The organism is Arthrospira sp. PCC 9901 (assembly GCF_059013425.1).
Genome location: NZ_CP102296.1, coordinates 1,785,267 through 1,802,168, shown reverse-complemented (window position 1 = coordinate 1,802,168; position 16,902 = coordinate 1,785,267). Strand labels below are relative to the sequence as shown.

Annotated in this window: 17 protein-coding genes, 1 tRNA gene and 1 pseudogene; 13 read left to right on the top strand and 6 right to left on the bottom strand. The window is 45.8% G+C overall.

Annotated elements, in window-relative coordinates:
• Positions 1 to 155: 155 nt before the first annotated feature.
• Together NLZ44_RS07860 and NLZ44_RS07855 are read left to right on the top strand one after the other, a co-directional pair.
• Positions 156 to 617 carry a peptidase gene (locus NLZ44_RS07860; RefSeq protein WP_493752404.1) on the top strand — a complete coding sequence of 154 codons (462 nt, stop codon included), beginning with the start codon at positions 156 to 158 and terminating at the stop codon, positions 615 to 617.
• A gap of 131 nt (positions 618 to 748) precedes the next feature.
• Positions 749 to 1,282, top strand: a complete 534-nt coding sequence (locus NLZ44_RS07855) for a DUF1499 domain-containing protein (RefSeq protein ID WP_006670297.1) — start codon at positions 749 to 751, stop codon at positions 1,280 to 1,282.
• 74 nt (positions 1,283 to 1,356) lie between these two features.
• Here NLZ44_RS07855 and psbD read toward each other — a convergent pair whose 3' ends face one another.
• Entirely contained in the window at positions 1,357 to 2,415 is a 1,059-nt protein-coding gene (psbD, locus tag NLZ44_RS07850) for a photosystem II D2 protein (photosystem q(a) protein) (RefSeq protein ID WP_006617906.1), read from the bottom strand.
• Positions 2,416 to 2,756: 341 nt separating this feature from the next.
• Between psbD and NLZ44_RS07845 the strand changes: the two genes are divergently transcribed.
• From NLZ44_RS07845 to NLZ44_RS07830, 4 genes are all read left to right on the top strand, one after another.
• Positions 2,757 to 3,023 carry a UPF0367 protein family gene (locus NLZ44_RS07845; protein ID WP_369299394.1) on the top strand — a complete coding sequence of 89 codons (267 nt, stop codon included), beginning with the start codon at positions 2,757 to 2,759 and terminating at the stop codon, positions 3,021 to 3,023.
• The gene (locus NLZ44_RS07840; RefSeq protein ID WP_493752403.1) at positions 3,020 to 3,715 is read left to right on the top strand and encodes an energy-coupling factor ABC transporter ATP-binding protein; all 696 of its coding nucleotides are present in this window, start codon (positions 3,020 to 3,022) and stop codon (positions 3,713 to 3,715) included. Before NLZ44_RS07845 ends, NLZ44_RS07840 begins: the two co-directional genes overlap by 4 nt.
• A gap of 104 nt (positions 3,716 to 3,819) precedes the next feature.
• Positions 3,820 to 4,368 (top strand): NYN domain-containing protein, encoded by a 549-nt coding sequence (locus NLZ44_RS07835; RefSeq protein ID WP_006620990.1) that lies wholly within the window; start codon positions 3,820 to 3,822, stop codon positions 4,366 to 4,368.
• Between the two features lie 78 nt (positions 4,369 to 4,446).
• Positions 4,447 to 4,519: transfer RNA gene (locus NLZ44_RS07830), tRNA-Asn, on the top strand.
• Between the two features lie 20 nt (positions 4,520 to 4,539).
• On the opposite strand, the gene NLZ44_RS07825 is transcribed toward NLZ44_RS07830, so the two are convergent.
• The gene (locus NLZ44_RS07825) at positions 4,540 to 4,695 is read right to left on the bottom strand and encodes a hypothetical protein (RefSeq protein WP_006620989.1); all 156 of its coding nucleotides are present in this window, start codon (positions 4,693 to 4,695) and stop codon (positions 4,540 to 4,542) included.
• Positions 4,696 to 4,711: 16 nt separating this feature from the next.
• On the opposite strand from NLZ44_RS07825, the gene ffh reads away from it, so the two are divergent.
• From ffh to NLZ44_RS07810, 3 genes are all read left to right on the top strand, one after another.
• On the top strand, positions 4,712 to 6,127 hold the full coding sequence (gene ffh / locus NLZ44_RS07820) for a signal recognition particle protein (RefSeq protein WP_006620988.1): 1,416 nt from the start codon (positions 4,712 to 4,714) through the stop codon (positions 6,125 to 6,127).
• Positions 6,128 to 6,264: 137 nt separating this feature from the next.
• Positions 6,265 to 6,558: a 30S ribosomal protein S16 gene (rpsP, locus tag NLZ44_RS07815; RefSeq protein WP_008055729.1), complete on the top strand. Its 294-nt coding sequence runs from the start codon at positions 6,265 to 6,267 to the stop codon at positions 6,556 to 6,558.
• A 10-nt stretch (positions 6,559 to 6,568) separates the two neighbouring features.
• Positions 6,569 to 6,910 (top strand): KH domain-containing protein, encoded by a 342-nt coding sequence (locus NLZ44_RS07810; protein WP_493752402.1) that lies wholly within the window; start codon positions 6,569 to 6,571, stop codon positions 6,908 to 6,910.
• A 311-nt stretch (positions 6,911 to 7,221) separates the two neighbouring features.
• Here NLZ44_RS07810 and NLZ44_RS07805 read toward each other — a convergent pair.
• Positions 7,222 to 7,403, bottom strand: a pseudogene (locus NLZ44_RS07805) (hypothetical protein).
• Here NLZ44_RS07805 and NLZ44_RS07800 point away from each other — a divergent pair.
• Together NLZ44_RS07800 and NLZ44_RS07795 are read left to right on the top strand one after the other, a co-directional pair.
• Positions 7,380 to 8,333 (top strand): PhoH family protein, encoded by a 954-nt coding sequence (locus NLZ44_RS07800; protein WP_006620985.1) that lies wholly within the window; start codon positions 7,380 to 7,382, stop codon positions 8,331 to 8,333. The pseudogene NLZ44_RS07805 and the gene NLZ44_RS07800 sit on opposite strands and share 24 nt — an antisense overlap.
• A 37-nt stretch (positions 8,334 to 8,370) precedes the next feature.
• The gene (locus NLZ44_RS07795; RefSeq protein WP_006620984.1) at positions 8,371 to 8,757 is read left to right on the top strand and encodes a ChuX/HutX family heme-like substrate-binding protein; all 387 of its coding nucleotides are present in this window, start codon (positions 8,371 to 8,373) and stop codon (positions 8,755 to 8,757) included.
• 124 nt (positions 8,758 to 8,881) lie between these two features.
• Here the strand turns inward: NLZ44_RS07795 and NLZ44_RS07790 are convergent, their stop codons facing one another.
• The 3 genes from NLZ44_RS07790 to NLZ44_RS07780 form a co-directional block, all read right to left on the bottom strand.
• Entirely contained in the window at positions 8,882 to 9,412 is a 531-nt protein-coding gene (locus NLZ44_RS07790; protein WP_493752401.1) for a sulfotransferase, read from the bottom strand.
• A 72-nt stretch (positions 9,413 to 9,484) separates the two neighbouring features.
• Positions 9,485 to 10,447 carry a GDP-mannose 4,6-dehydratase gene (locus NLZ44_RS07785; protein WP_493752400.1) on the bottom strand — a complete coding sequence of 321 codons (963 nt, stop codon included), beginning with the start codon at positions 10,445 to 10,447 and terminating at the stop codon, positions 9,485 to 9,487.
• 666 nt (positions 10,448 to 11,113) lie between these two features.
• Complete coding sequence (locus NLZ44_RS07780; RefSeq protein WP_493752399.1) at positions 11,114 to 14,587, bottom strand: glycosyltransferase; 3,474 nt, start codon at positions 14,585 to 14,587, stop codon at positions 11,114 to 11,116.
• Positions 14,588 to 14,697: 110 nt separating this feature from the next.
• Between NLZ44_RS07780 and NLZ44_RS07775 the strand changes: the two genes are divergently transcribed.
• Positions 14,698 to 14,934: a hypothetical protein gene (locus tag NLZ44_RS07775; protein WP_493752398.1), complete on the top strand. Its 237-nt coding sequence runs from the start codon at positions 14,698 to 14,700 to the stop codon at positions 14,932 to 14,934.
• A gap of 117 nt (positions 14,935 to 15,051) precedes the next feature.
• A complete protein-coding gene (locus tag NLZ44_RS07770; protein WP_493752397.1) occupies positions 15,052 to 16,848 on the top strand; it encodes a tetratricopeptide repeat protein in 1,797 nt (598 codons plus the stop codon).
• The last annotated feature ends 54 nt before the right edge of the window (positions 16,849 to 16,902 follow it).

Here is a 16,902-nt window from a genome sequence, read left to right as displayed (position 1 = left end):
ATATAGTCCGGGCGAGGCAAAAACCGGGCTAATGGTTGGTTTCTAGTTTTCGGTCAGGGAGTCATAGGGCGAGGTTTGTCGCAACTGGAAAAGTTTTCAGCGCGCCAGGCACAGATTCTCATAAAAGGGTTTTATTTTCACGGTAACTCTAAACTATGTATATGCAAAACCCGTCTATTTCCTCTTGGTCTTCAAGTTTACTGGCGAGTCTCACGGCTTGTACATTAGCACTGGCAACAGGTCCGGTGCGAGCGCAACAGGTGATGTATCAACCCATTTCCATCGTTCCGGGTGAGGTGGTAGAGGACATCCTCTCGGAAGGAGATATTCCCATAGGAGATGGAGGCTTTTTACGGGATTATCGCGTCCGTCTCCAAAACAATGAACAAGTGATGATTGAGCTGATGTCGGATGAATTTGATACTGTGGTGGTGTTGTTATCGGATGATGGTATAGCGATCGCAGAAAATGACGACGGCCCGGACGGGACAACCAACTCTCTCCTGTTTGCTCGCATTATGGAGGGAGGGGATTATATTGTGAGAGTTCGCGCCTTTGGGGAAAGAAGAGGCGGAAATTTTCGCCTAAAAGTGACTCGGTTAGTTCCGGCAGGATGAGGTTGAAACTCCCGGCTTCTAAGTAATTGATGATTACCTATTCCTCCCCCGTCGCGCTACAGGGCGATCGCCTCCTGGGATAGAATCGGGGAAGTATCGATATCAATCAATTTAACGGGAGAGTTATATATATGCAGATTTCGCCCCTAAGATTCTTGCACAAGAAATTACTACCGATGGCGATCGCCTTATGGTTGGGACTGGTTGGATATTTTGGGGGGGAAACCGTCGCGGTGGCTGCGCCTACCCATCCCAGCGTCCTAGGGAGTCTGTTTTCCTTCTCAGGAAAGCGACCCGATAACCTAGGAGTACACGACGGCTATCTTTCCGATTGTCCTGCTTCCCCTAACTGCGTTTCCACCCAAAGCCAGGACGGGGTTCACTATATCGAACCTTTCACCTATTCCACCTCTGGGGAGGAAGCATTCGCTCAAATCAAACAAGTGGTGGAGAGTATGGACAACGCCAAAATCGTGACGGCGGATGACCATTATCTTAATGCCGAATTTACCTCGGCGATTATGGGCTTTGTGGATGATGTAGAATTTTATTTGGATGATGAGGCGGGGGTGATTCAAGTGCGATCGGCATCCCGACTCGGAGAGTCAGATTTGGGAGTTAATCGCGATCGGATCGAAACCATCAGAAGCCTTTTGAACCCATAAAATCAAAATCAAACCAAAACCCCCAATCCGTTGAGGAAAGGGGGTTAATTGGTGGTTATGTGAGTAGTCCCAGATTACAGAGCGTTACCGCGAGGTAGAACTTCTTCGGGGAATACAAAGTTTTGGTGAGGTTGATCGGCTGGAGCCATCCAAGCGCGAATACCTTCGTTAAGTAGAATGTTCTTAGTATAGAAGGTTTCAAACTCAGGATCTTCTGCCGCGCGCAATTCTTGTGACACGAAGTCATAAGCACGCAGGTTCAAAGCTAGACCTACTACACCGATGGAACACATCCACAGCCCTGTTACAGGAACAAACAGCATGAAGAAGTGTAACCAGCGTTTGTTGGAAAAAGCAATACCGAAAATCTGAGACCAGAAGCGGTTAGCTGTCACCATGGAGTAGGTTTCTTCGGCTTGGGTGGGTTCAAAAGCACGGAAGGTGTTAGATCCTTCTCCGTCTTCAAACAGGGTGTTTTCTACTGTAGCACCGTGAATAGCACAGAGTAGCGCACCACCCAGGATGCCGGCAACTCCCATCATGTGGAAGGGGTTGAGCGTCCAGTTGTGGAATCCTTGGAAGAATAGGATAAACCGGAAGATGCCTGCTACACCAAAGCTGGGAGCAAAGAACCATCCAGATTGACCCAAGGGGTACATTAAGAATACGCTCACGAACACGGCAATAGGACCGGTGAAAGCGATCGCATTATAAGGACGAATGCCAACTAACCGGGCGATTTCTAACTGACGCAGGCAGAACCCAATCAGCGCGAAAGCTCCGTGTAGAGCTACAAAAGCCCATAAACCCCCTAATTGACACCAGCGGGTAAAGTCCCACTGAGCTTCGGGACCCCACAGGAACAGCAGGGAGTGACCCAGACTGTTGGCGGGGGTGCTGACGGCAGCGGTCAGGAAGTTGCAGCCTTCGAGGTAGGAACTGGCGAGTCCGTGAGTGTACCAAGAGGTAACAAAGGTAGTTCCGGTGAGCCATCCGCCGATAGATAGATAGGCACAGGGGAAAAGCAGGATACCAGACCATCCTACGAATACAAAGCGATCGCGCTTCAGCCAGTCATCGAGGACATCAAACCATCCTCTGGTGACTTGAGGGCGTTCGACTGCTATTGTCATAAACCCAAATCTCCGAATAAATTATGATTTCCAGTAAATCAGCCAACTGCACTCTATTTTAAAATCTAGCTTCCCGTTCTTAACAGAAAGTTAGGGATATGATCGATGCCGTTAACTTTTCTTTACCTATCTTAACAGTATAAACATAAATTCTCAGATTGGCAAGTTCCAGAATAAAATTAATGGCGAGGGTCCTAGTGTGGGTCAGCCCTAAGCCCCAGAAGTGATGCGATCGCCGGATATATTGGGATTTAAGGGCTGTGATGTTAACCAGACAGTGCCGATATCTGACATACTGATGAGAGTCGGTGTTAAACTTAACCTTTTTTTAAGACTTTTCTATGTTCACCATTGACATCATCGTTAAATATGTCCCGGTTCCCCTATCGGTACAAAGAAAGACCCAAGAGGACGCTATGGGGGTCTATAACCAGGTACTAGACATGATGCGTTCGGACCATCGGCAACTGTTGGAGTTAACCTGCGAGAAAATGACCGATAAAAAAGTAGCTGTCCTCAGCAGCGAAATTTCGGCTGTGCAGATTTCCGAAAAATCGGGGACCACAGCTACAGGTAGATCTCCGGGATTTGTAGCCTTAACAGAATGAGCCAATCTCCCCAACCCCAAACACCCCTACCGGCTATTGAAGTCAAAAACCTGAACTTTCAATGGTCGGGAGGTGCTAGAGTCCTGACTTCTTGTTCCCTAGCCGTCCCCGCTGGGGAATTTTGGATGTTACTTGGTACGAATGGCAGCGGGAAATCAACCCTGTTGCGGCTACTAGCTGGACTGCTGAAGTCCCAGTCCGGTGAGATTAACATTAAGGGACGGGTGGGGTTTGTCTTCCAAAATCCCGATCACCAATTGGTTATGCCTACTGTGGGGGCAGATGTGGCCTTTGGTTTGGTGGAAGATCGCCTCCCCCTAGTGGAAGTTAGGCGACGGGTTGAGGATGCTTTGGTGGCGGTGAAATTGCTGGAATTGCAGCGCCGCCCTATTTATGCCCTCAGCGGAGGACAAAAACAACGGATCGCGATCGCCGGTGCGATCGCTAGACATTGTGAAGTCCTACTTTTCGATGAACCCACCGCCCTACTAGACCCAGACAGTCAGCGAGACCTGGTTATTCAAGTTCGCCATTTAGTCAAAAATCGCGGCATTACCGCCCTCTGGGTGACACACCGCCTCGATGAACTTGACTACAGCGATGGTGCTTTTTTGTTGGAAAACGGCCGTGTGGTGGCTCAGGGAAACCCTGAACCCCTGAAACGGCGATTGATGCAAAATCATCAAACCTAGATTTTGGACCTTGATTTTTTCATCCTACCTAACGAAAAAAATGCCATTATTGAAACTAAGCAAAAATTGTCCACTGTTCAATATGAGCTTTGCAGTAATAAATCATGTCACGCCCTTTAACCAATGCCGTCCTGTTTGTAGACGGTTATAACATCATCGGAATCTGGCCCCGTTTACAACAAAAGCGCGACGGGGAAAGCATGGAGTCAGCCCGGCGACATCTGATCGAAACTCTGATTAACTACAGTGCTTTTGAAGGTCTCGATGCTCGCATTGTCTTCGATGCTCACTATCAGAATACTCCCGGTGTCAGTGAAAAGATCAGTCGTAATCTGTTGATTCACTATACAGGTTATGGTCAAACTGCTGACACTTATATAGAAAAAATGTGTGCCTCCCTGTGTCATAAGTTGCGACTATCACGGCGACGGTTGCTGGTGGCTACCTCAGACCGCGCACAACAGTTAACTGTGATGGGCTACGGTGCAGAATGGATGTCTGCAATGCAGTTATCCGAAGCGGTTGAGGCTTCTAATCGACAGCGCCAACGTCGCCACCAAACTCCTAAGCGATCGAGGAGTCGCTTTCTTGACAGTTCCCTAGATCCTGAGTCTCAAAGGCGTTTGGATCAGTTGCGGATGGGGCTAAAATAAATTTGAGCAAAATGCTTGACAAAATTTTACCACTGGGTTACTATAGTTAACTGTGGCTAAGACAACCACAACCCACTTTCCTCGGTAGCTCAGTGGTAGAGCGGTCGGCTGTTAACCGATTGGTCGTAGGTTCAGAATCCTACCCGGGGAGTTTTTGCCAAAAATACGGCATTAAATGCGATCGCCCGCCATAGCCTTAACCGGATATCCTGCCCAATTACTCGCCTGATTGGAGGTGCGTTCGGGGAGGGAGACATTTTTCGTTAGGTTGCTGTGGTAAAATGCGATCGCCCCATGGCCAAAATTATAGCAGCCAGAACCTTTCACTAAAGCATTATTATTTATGTTCGATGCCCTTTCTGAACGTTTAGAGTCCGCCTGGAAAAAACTCCGGGGTCAGGACAAAATTACAGAATCCAATATCCAGGAAGCTCTGAAAGAAGTTCGTCGCGCCCTATTGGAAGCCGACGTTAACCTGATGGTAGTTAAAGATTTTATCAAAGAGGTTGGCGTTCAAGCCCAGGGTTCGCAAGTAGTATCCGGCGTGAAACCCGGTCAACAGTTTATCAAAATTGTTCACGATGAGTTAGTGAAAGTCATGGGGGAAAGCAATGTTCCCCTGGCTGAAGCCCAACAACCACCAACCATCGTGTTAATGGCAGGTTTGCAGGGTACAGGTAAAACCACAGCTTCCGCTAAGTTAGCCTTGCACCTACAAAAAGAGAATCGCAGCAGCCTGTTAGTAGCTACGGACGTTTACCGACCAGCAGCTATTGACCAGTTAATGACTCTGGGGAAACAGATAAATGTTCCCGTATTCGAGTTAGGGAAAGATGCCGACCCGGTAGAAATTGCTCGCCAGGGTATTGAGTACGGCAAAGCCCAGGGTATTGATACAATTATCATTGATACGGCTGGTCGGTTACAAATTGACCAGAATATGATGGCGGAACTGGCTCAAATAAAGGAGACGGTTCAACCTCACGAGACCTTGTTAGTAGTTGATGCCATGACGGGTCAGGAAGCAGCTACCCTGACTCAGACCTTTAATGACCGAATTGGCATTACTGGTGCTATCCTCACTAAAATGGACGGGGATAGTCGCGGCGGCGCGGCTCTGTCAATTCGGCGAGTTTCCGGCGCTCCGATTAAGTTTGTCGGGGTCGGGGAAAAGGTAGAAGCCCTACAACCTTTTTACCCGGAACGTATGGCATCCAGAATTTTGGGTATGGGTGACATCCTCACATTGGTGGAAAAGGCTCAGGAAGAGTTTGATATCGCCGATGCTGAGAAGATGCAGGAGAAGATTTTAGAGGCTAAGTTTGACTTCACGGATTTTCTCAAGCAGACCCGGTTGATGAAAAATATGGGGTCTTTGGGGGGGTTGGTTAAACTCATTCCGGGGATGAATAAAATCTCTCAGGAGCAGTTGGACGCGGGGGAAAGCCAGCTTAAACGCTCGGAGGCTATGATTAATTCTATGACTATTGAGGAGCGGAAGAATCCTGAGTTGCTGTCAAATTCGCCCTCAAGACGTAAGCGGGTGGCTAAAGGGGCTGGATATGCGGAAAAGGATGTGATGCGTTTGGTGAGCGATTTTCAGCGGATGCGGAGCTTGATGCAACAAATGGGTAAGGGTCAGTTTCCGGGTATGGGAATGCCGGGTATGGGAATGCCGGGTATGGGAATGCCGGGTATGGCTGGCGGCAAGAAGAAGAAAAAGAAAGCCAAAAAGAAAAAGGGTTTCGGTCAGCTTTAACTGTGGGAGTTGACTTTTGTCGGGTTCTGGGAATGCTATAATACTAAGTTACCCCATTGAGAGGCGGATTTGCTGGTCAGTCTGTCCTAGACTGCTACAATAGCTTAAAATTCATAAGGAGAGTTGATTAAAACCAAATGATCAAACTGAGATTGAAACGTTACGGTAAGAAACGAGAAGCTAGTTATCGGATTGTGGCGATGGATAGTCTGTCGCGTCGTGAAGGTCGTCCTCTGGAAGAGTTGGGTTTTTATAACCCCAGAACGGATGAAACTAGATTGGATACCCCGGCTATTATTCGACGGCTGAAACAAGGGGCTCAACCTACTAGAACTGTGCGTAACATCCTGCAAAAAGCCAATGTATTTGAACAACTCAAGTCCGGAGTCATCGCTGAACCCAGTATCCCAGAACCTGTCAGCCAATCCTAATTATGGGGAGTTGGTACGATTCTTAATTAGCCCGTTTTTGGGGTCGCCAGAGGCGCTGCGGGTTGATTGTGAGCGATCGCCAGCTCACCGCAAAATTTGGGTGAGATTGGCTTTTGAGGCGGAAGATAAGGGCCGTGTTTATGGTCGTTCGGGACATAATATCCAGGCGATTCGTAATGTTATATCTGCGATCGCTAGAGTGGCGGGGGAATCGGTGTATTTAGATATTTACGAAGACAGTCCTACCCCAGGTCGTCCGCCTCGGGCTTCAGCAAACCGTCCGTCTCCGAAACGTACCAGCCGCCCAACTCGTCCATCTACCCCTAGGGGACCAATTCATAGAGACGGATAGTTTTCTGTTGCTAAGGAAAGCGACGCAAGGAACGCCTGTCTGTCGCTTTCCTGATTGATTGTCCTGTATTTGTCTGGTGTATAGATGATGTTTGGTCAGCACCCCCGGCTGAAGCACAGGGGCTTCGTGCCCCCCTTTCAGGTAGCTGACCAGCCTAAGCCTTAACTGGCTACGTTCAGAGCAAGAGTTAAAGTTCCTACCCTGGAATGCGTGCTAGTTCCAGGCCCTAGAACCGAATCGTTAAACATCTCTAAGGGGTTAAGGACGTGCGATTTGGATAGTACCGACTCTGAACATTGGCGAAGCAAACATTACCCCGCAAGGGAGTCGGAGCCAACCATAGCTCCATGGAGGGGCAACCATACCCCTCCACCCCGCAAGGGGGTGCTGGCGGCTAAAGCTGCTTGAGTCGGTTTTCCTCTCCGCGATAAATCACGGAGCTTCCAACCCTCCCAGGAGTTTTACGTGAATGACTGAGCGACTGACGATTCAGTTACCTACTATCGAAAGTGCGATCGCTTTAGGGGGTTATCAAGAAGATAATCTCAAAACCCTGTCTAAACAAACTGGAACTCAGATAGTTTTGCGGGGTCAAGATTTGCTGATTAGTGGTACGACTAAACAGGTGGAATTGTGCCGAGTTTTGATAGAATCCCTCAAACCTTTTTGGGAAAATGGTAAAACTATCACAGACCCCGATATTCTAACCGCACGTCATGCTATTAATACCCACCAAGAAGCTAATCTGCGGGAACTTCAGCAGGATGTTTTAGCGAGAACTCGCCGAGGTCAGGATATACGCGCTAAAACTTTCCGTCAGCGACAATATATCCAAGCTATCCGCACCCATGATTTAACTTTTTGCATTGGACCAGCGGGAACTGGTAAAACTTATCTAGCAGCAATTATCGCGCTTCAGGCGTTACTTTCTGACCAATACGAAAGGTTAATTCTTACCCGTCCAGCGGTGGAAGCGGGGGAACGTCTAGGCTTCCTTCCGGGAGATTTGCAGCAAAAGGTTAATCCCTATTTGCGACCTCTTTATGATGCGATTTATGAGTTGGTAGACCCAGAAAAAGCAGCTAATTTGATGGAAAGGGGAGTGATTGAAGTTGCGCCTATTGCTTATATGCGGGGACGCACTCTCAATAATTCCTTTATCATCCTTGATGAGGCGCAAAATACGACTCCCGGACAAATGAAAATGGTGCTGACTCGTTTAGGGTCGCGATCGCGCATGGTGGTAACGGGTGATATTACCCAGACGGATCTACCACTAAATCAATCTTCGGGGTTGACAGTTGCCCTCAAGATTCTGCAAAATATTGAAGGGATAGCTTTCTGTGAGTTTTCTCAGGCGGATGTGGTGCGGAATCCTCTGGTTCAGCGCATTGTCGCCGCCTATGAACGACATGAAAAATAAATGACTATTACTGGATAGGTAATAGCTGAGAATAACTATGGCTGATTTAAAAGAGTTGTTAGAGTCTTGCGAAAGTTTGGGAACTTTGCGCTTAATTGTGACCAGTAGTGCTGCAGTTCTGGAAGTTAAGGGGAAAATTCAAAAGCTATTTTATGCAGAACTTCCGAAAGGAATGTATGCTAATATGCACAGCGATTTGTTTGAATTCCACCTAAATATTGACCAAATTAAAGCGGTGAAATTTGAGACGGGAGAAGCGAAGCGCGGGAATTTTACTACCTATGCGATTCGGTTTTTAGATGCTGAAAATCAACCAGCTTTAAGTGCTTTTTTACAATGGGGAAAACCGGGAGAATATGAACCAGGACAGGTAGAAGCCTGGGAGGGTTTGCGCGCCCAATATGGCGACCACATACAATTCTAATTATCCGGGGTTGGTGGGGTGAAAGGAAGTGGAACCCAACATAGGTTGATGTGGGTGGGGTTAATCAACAAACGGTCTGGGTTCCTAGGGGTTTACCAGAGGCGGGATGACCATATAGCTGCGGTTATGGGTTAACTTCGTATTTGGCTAAGTCGGCTTTTACCTGTTCCAAAAATTGACGCGATCGCTCTAAATCCGCCCTAGCACGTTCCAGCTTTTCAGATGATATCACAGTTGGGGATTGGGAAACTTGAGCCGATTCAGGAGTTTGGAATCGCACCTGTCCGATAGTAACAATACTATCATCCCGCAAAATAGCCTGTACAGTGAGTTCATTTTCCCCAGAAAATTCCCCCAAATCAATAATTTCTTTAAAGCCACTAATACTGGCGCTTGGTGCGTCAGGGTAAACCCTGGCGACATCAGGACGAGAATCACTGACGGAAATAGTTTTAACAATCTTTTCCCCCTGTAGGATTTCCACAGCAATAGCGGGTAAAGTTTTACCCAATACCCAACCGGAAAATTCAATTTCCGCAGAGTTAAGTTTAGCTTCGGCTTGAGGTCTATCAATCTTAAAACCCAGCAGGGAATCACAGTCCTCTTTAGGGACTAAGACAACTTCCAGAATGTGAACTTCTTTGTTTTTAGCCATTAGTAAATAATTAATCAAAAATCAGAGTTGTCAGCATAGACCATTATATCATATCATATCCAATGTATGGTATTATGGCGATCGCTCCTGTTGCGCTTGCACCATCATTTTGACTATATCAGGCATTTTAACCTGAGCCTCCCATCCTAACTTATGTTTAGCCTTAGCGGGGGAGGCGCGACCGACAGCGATATCTGTAGGACGGTAGAGGCTTTGGTCAGTTTCGACACAATCTTCCCAGTTTAGACCGACACAATCAAAAGCGGTTTTGACAAAATCCTGAAGAGAGTAAGTTTCCCCGGTAGCGATCGCATAATCATCAGCTTGTGGCTGCTGAAGCATCAAATACATAGCCTCGACATACTCAGGAGCCCAACCCCAATCTCGCTGCACGGAGATTCTACCCAAATATAGTTTATCCTGATTTCCAGAGGCGATCGCACAGGCTCCATGAATAATTTTCTGAGTCACAAACCGGGGGGGTCTCAGGGGGGACTCATGGTTAAATAGTATTCCAGAACAAGCAAATAAACCATAGGCTTCGCGATAGTTAGCGACTTCCCAAAAGGCGGCGGACTTAGCGACCGCGTAGGGACTGCGAGGACGAAAGGGGGTATTTTCATCAGCAGGTTCGCCGTAGGTATCACCAAAACACTCACTAGACCCAGCATTATAGAGTTTAATAGGTGCGCCAGTAAATCGGATCGCTTCTAAGAGGTTGAGGGTTCCCCCAGCGATACTATCGAGGGTTTCCACAGGTTGGTCAAAGGATAGACCCACGGAACTCTGACCCGCCAAGTTATAGACTTCCTGTGGTTCAACCTGGGTCAAAACTTGAAGAACACTACGAAAGTCGGTGAGAGACATGGAATATAATTTCACTCGGTCATAAATTCCCAACCTTTTCAAGTTCCGAAATGATGACATCTGTGCATCACGGGAAGTACCATATACGGCATAGCCTTTATCTAACAGCAGTGAGGCTAAATAGGCTCCATCTTGTCCAGATATTCCACAAATTAGCGCTTTTTTCATATAGCAGGGTGGGTCAGACTACCAAATATAGATAATAACCGAATCATCATTATTCTAGTGCGTAGGGTGCGTCAGAGGGATAACATATCGGGTTAACGGCCAATTTGGTTCATCTGACGCACCACGGCACCACCCCCATATCGTGGTCAAGAAACCGGGTTTCTCAGGGGAAACGGTGGGGCGGGTTTACCAAAACCTGGGTGGGGAATTGATAATTGACGGCAAAACCCGCCCCTACAATTAATAATTAATAATTAATAATTAATAATTAATAATTATCACCCTGGTAGGGTGCGTCAGATGAACTGACGCACCACCCATATCGTGGTCAAGAAACCGGGTTTCTTTGAGAAACCGGGTTTCTCAGGGGAAACGGTGGGGCGGGTTTACCAAAACCTGGGTGGGGAATTGATAATTGACGGCAAAACCCGCCCCTACAATAGAAACGGTGGGGCGGGTTTACCAAAACCTGGGTGGGGAATTGATAATTGACGGCAAAACCCGCCCCTACAATAGAAACGGTGGGGCGGGTTTACCAAAACCTGGGTGGGGAATTGATAATTGACGGCAAAACCCGCCCCTACAATAGAAACGGTGGGGCGGGTTTACCAAAACCTGGGTGGGGAATTGATAATTGACGGCAAAACCCGCCCCTACAATTAATAATTAACAATTATCCATTATCAATTTAGCAAAGGAAAGCGCATCTAAGCGATCGCCTTTTAGAGAGGATAAGCGCACGAAATCATTAACCCAGTCTAGGATAGTTTGAGTGGTGAATTGGAAAGGAGAATATTTGAGAGACCCTTGGAGATGTTCAACCGCCGCGGCTGTGTCTCCGGTGGTGTAGGCGTGCCATGCTTGCCACGTTTGCGACCGATAGCGAAGCCTGTGGCTGAGGTTTTGTACCCCTTTTATCACCTCCTCACACTGGGCAAATTCATCGCTTATGGGGGCTGATATAGCCGGATGAAGGATGTTTATGGTTTCCCTAAGCATCCGTTCTTCCCGAAATAGTTGTTCGGCTCTCAGTTTACTCGCCTGTCCCATAGCTTGTCGGAGTTGAGGATTAACGGCCCATTCTTCGAGAGTGTGGGCGAGTTCCCGCGCCGTGGCGGCTGGGTCAACATTCGGGTTAGGTAACAGTTTTCCGGTTCCGCCTAAACCTTCAGGAATGCCACCGGCGGCGGAAGCGACAATAGGTAAACCCTTAGCCATAGCTTCCATAATGGCGAAGGAGGGGGCGGCTTCTGAATAGGAGGTTAACACAAAGATATCACAGGCATCTAGCCAGTCGGGAACATCCCAGCGTTGACCTAGGAAAATCACCTTTTCGGCTACCCCTAGCTGTTGTGCCATTTCCCTAAGTTCGGGTTCCACATCACGATCGCTACCCTTTCCGGTTCCCGCCCATACCAGATATAGTTTTGACCAAATCGGGGAATTTTTCAAGTGGGCGATCGCTTCTAGTTGATGACGGTGACCTTTAATTGGGGCGAGTCGGGCTGAAGTAAAGCACATTACTGCATCTTCGGGAAGGCTAATTTCCTGGCGCAACCGTTTTCGCGCTTCTGGGTCGGGGGGGTTAAAGTATTTTGGCGATCGGCCATAATAAACCACATTGCCTTTATTTTCAGGTAATTTAAAATCCTGATGGAGAATGTTTAAATGTTCCCGCGCCGCCACATTTACCACCCGCGCCAAACCATATTGATAGCGCACAGCTTCTCGATATGGGATATCATCACCCATGGAAAAATCTGCGTGTTCACTCATGGCTAAACCTAGGGCGATCGCATAGGGAATATTTTGTTCAATAGCCACCTGTTTAGCCGCAAAATGGGAATAGGGCCAGCCATCACTAAAGATAATAAAATCAGGCTTCAGTTGAGAATACAATTTTTCGTAATCTTGGCAATTTCTCAACACTCTAGCCAAATCTGAACTCGTACTGTAATCTAGCCAAAACTGTTGCACTCCCAAACTCCCCTCTTGTTCCACCAAAGGGCTAGTATGTTTTGGTCTAACTGCTGTGACTTTATAACCAATTTTAGCCAATTCACACATAATTAGATGATCATATTGTGCCAGTCCGCCAATACCCGGATCATCTGTATTGATTAAAATAATGTGTTGATTCATTAAAGCCGATTTCGATAAATTTAACTGTGATTTTTTGCGGAATCTTGAACCGCCGATAAATAATGTATAAATCTCTTGCCATTCTGGGCTCTTAATCAGTTGCTCAATTAATAACTTTTCTCCATACTCTTGTGAGATGTTCTGAAAGGCATTTGTCCAGTGTAGTAAAGTCTCCACCGGGGAAACATCACTATATTCTAAGGACTTCTGTAAACATTCTACCATGAATTTAGGGTAACCATCTCGATACATTCTCCATGCTAACCATATCCAGCGCTCATAGCGTTCTTTTCTTTCCAGTTGACGGATAGATATGGGTAATTCCGGGCGGCGAAAAAACTCATTCATTAAGGCTTCCGTATTGCGGATGACTTTTTCGCCTCCAGACATCAAATTAGAATCATGTTGGCGGTAGCAGGCGTGCATTTTTTTCAGCCAAACGGTGCGACACCCCATTAAAGATAACCGCAGGACAAAATCTAGGTCTTCTGTGGGGGGATGGCGATGATCAAATCCTCCCACTTTTTCCCACCATTCACGCCGCATAATTAAGGCGCTAGGACGGACACATTTATATAAAACCCAGGTTTCTAAGTTCAAGACTGGGGCATTTTCCCAGGGTGTAACTTTGGCTAATATTTGAGAATTTTGGTCAACCACCATCCAGCCACTTTGGATTAAATCAATGGAGGGATTTTTCTGGAAATGGGCAACTTGTTCGGCGAGTTTTTCGGGCAAAAAAAAGTCATCCCCATCTAAAAAAGCGAGAAATTCTCCCCGCGCTAAACTACAACCATAATTTCTGGCTTTGGCAGCCCCCTGGTTGGGTTGATAGTGATAGGAAATTACGTCTAAATATGGTTCGAGAACCTGCCGGGTGTTGTCGGTGGAACCGTCATCAATTACGATGATTTCATAGTCTGTATAGGTTTGTTCTAGGGCGCTTCGGACACACAGTTCAATATAGCGATCGCAATTATAAGCGGGAATAATTACACTAACTTTAGGGGTGGTTTTGGGGAGGGTTTCTAAGAGGAGTTGTTGCCATTCTGGTTGTTGTCTAAAGCTGTGGGTATCCATTAATTCACCGTAGCCAGTACAATAACCCATAAAGCGATGTATCCAGTCAGAAACGGTGATAGGAAGGGTGTAGGGGGTATAGGAAAGCGATCGCCTGATAAATTCTGCCATTTTGGTCGGATGACCAGTATAATAAAATCGCCAAGCCATCCAGGTTAATGATTCATAACGGGTCTGCCTCTCTAGTTGGCGGATAGAGTCGTCCAGGTCTGGTTGTTGGAAAAAGTTTTCTAGGACGGCATTAAAAGCCTCTAACTGTTTGGTAGGATCGGCAATAGACATGGCGCGATCGTGTTGGCGATAACCCACGGTCATCTGTTTTAACCAGGTAGCCTCACATCCCATTTTGGCTAGTCGCAGCACAAAGTCTACGTCGTCCGCACCGTCAAACCGCGAGTTAAAGCCTCCCGCCTTTTCCCACCACTCTCGCCGGAACATCATCGCACTGGGTAAAATGGGAGTATCAGTCAACCAAGTTTCTAGGGTGAGAGTTGGGACTTTATGCCAGGGTTCAATATTTGATTGGGGTGTACCGTCGGCACTAATAATTTGCCAACCACTGTTGACCAGTCCTACCCCAGGGTGAGAGTCGAAGCAGGCGACCTGGGCTGGCAATTTGTCCGGGAGGAAAATATCATCATGGTCTAATAGGGCAATTAATTCTCCCTTAGCGGCTGCTATACCCAGATTTCTGGCTGCTGCCATGCCACCATTAGTTTGGGATATACTGTGGATACGTGACCCGTAGGATTGGAGAATTTCTGGGGTGCTGTCGGTAGAGCCGTCATCGACTACAATAATTTCATAGTCCTGATAACTCTGGCTGAAAATGCTATTGATGGCTTCGGTAATGTAGCGATCGGCATTGTAAGCGGGAATGATGACACTGACTCTGGGTTGGCGAGTAGTTGCTGACATGATTGGTCCTTGATCAAAAAAACAGAAGTTGATGGTCTCTAAGGGATTGGGGTATGGTTAGACTCAGATTGACTTAATCTCAGTATCGCCAAAATGGAGGAAATAATAGCATGGCTAAAAAATACATTAAAGACCAAAAAGCTCTCAATACTACCCTGAAAAAGGATATTAAGTGGACTCCTACTAAAATCATTCTTGCGGCTTTGGGATTTCTGATTCCTTATGGGGGTTTTGTGTATTATAGTACATCAATTTCTATGATTTTTGCGGGGTTATTGATAGCTGGGCCAGTCATAGCTGGGGCTATTTATGGTTTCATATATTTTGTGAACCGGGATCTATTCTAAGTGCCTCATAATTTGGGTGTTTAGAGTTGATGGTGCTGGGTGAGGATGGCCTATACAACTAAGGCATAAAGTTGATCGAGTTTGGTTTAGCAATTAGTTATTTTTGAAAATGAGTTGATGTCTGTACCTAACCCGGAAGCAGAGGCTTTGAGTTTACACGAAAAGGCAGAAAACTATTTGGCTGAGGGAAAGCTGGAGAAGGCGATCGCTTTTTACCAAAAGGCAATCCAGCTAAACCCTCGTTTCTCCTGGTCTCACCATAAATTAGGGGATGCTTTCTCTCAACTGGAAAGGTGGGATGATGCTATGGTGGCTTACCAAAAGGCGATCGCTGTTAATTCCGGCTTTTTTTGGTCTTATAATAATTTAGGAAATACTCTGATTAAACAGGGTCATTGGTCGGCAGCTATTGAAGTATATCAAAAAGCAATTTCTCTTGATACTAATTTTCCCTGGTGTTATTATAATTTAGGTAATGCTTACAGTTCTATAGGTGAATGGGAAAAGTCTATTGATGCCTATTTAACAGCTTTTCAGCTTGATGATAATTTACCAGACCTTGATGAAAAGTTGGGTAATGCTTTGGCGGGATACTGTCAGGGAAATCTTGATAATATCATCGAACACTTAACTATTTTACCATCCTTTCAGGATATCACAATTTATAACAAGTTAGCCGACAATTTAGCCAGCAAAGATTATTGGTTAGCAGCCATTATATTATATCAAAAAGTGTTGGCTATTGAGCCAAAAAATCCAGAGATTTTACCCAAACTTAATCAGGCTTGGGAACGCCAACGGGAACTGGAACATCAGCTAAATATCCAAAATCAGATTGTTAAACAGCATCCTGATAGTTATGATGCTTATTATGGCTTAGGCAATGCTTTATTTAAGTTAGGAAAATGGCATCAGGCTATTGAGGCTTATTTACGGTCTATGGAATTAAAGCCGAATTTACCTCCTTGGTTATATAAGGACTTGTGGACATTGCTTAAAGCGGAAGGACGCTTAGGGGAAGTGGTGGATTTATATCAAAAAGCCATTATTAAAAATCCACAAACCTGCGAATTGTATATTAATTTAGGAGAAATTTTAGCCCAACAGGGAAACCTAGAAGCAGCGATAAATTGTAACCTTAAAGCCACAGATATTAAGTTTAATCAGCAGTTAATTAACCATGGAGTTCCCCCTAAATTTATCATTATTGGCACTCAAAAAGGGGGGACTACTTCCCTATATTATTATCTGGAAAAGCATCCACAAACGGCTTTATCTGTTATCAAAGAAATTGAGTTTTGGTCTCGGAAGTTTGACCGAGGTATAGACTGGTATTTGAGCCATTTTTGTACTATACCTAAAGCCGATAGGGTGATGACTGGGGAAGCGACACCTAGTTATTTGGACTGTCAGTCTGTAGCGGAACGTCTGTTTAACTGTTATCCTGACATGAAATTAATTGTAATGCTAAGAAATCCCATAGATAGGGCGATTTCTCATTACTATCATTGGGTTAATATTGGTTGGGAATCGCGAGATTTATCAACAGCGATCGCCTCAGAAATAAACCGATTTAAACAGGGTAATCGTCAGATTTGGGACTGTCCCCATAGTTATTTGGCACGTGGTATATATGTGGAATTTTTGAAACATTGGTTATCTATCTTCCCCAAAGATAATTTTCTGATTCTCAAAAGCGAGGATTTATATAATAGTCCAGACAATACTTTAAGGAGAGTACATCAGTTTTTGGGTTTAGCCGATTATTCATTAAAAACATATCCAAAATACAACTCTCGATTTTATCCTGATCTGGCTGAACTATGGCGCTATAAGTTGGGAGAATTTTACGAACCTTACAATCAAGCTTTAGAGGATTTTGTGGGTGTAAAATTTGACTGGAATAGCGGTTAATGGCTGAGTTTTAATCAATGTAAATAATTGGCAAGATTAGTATATAATTATAGT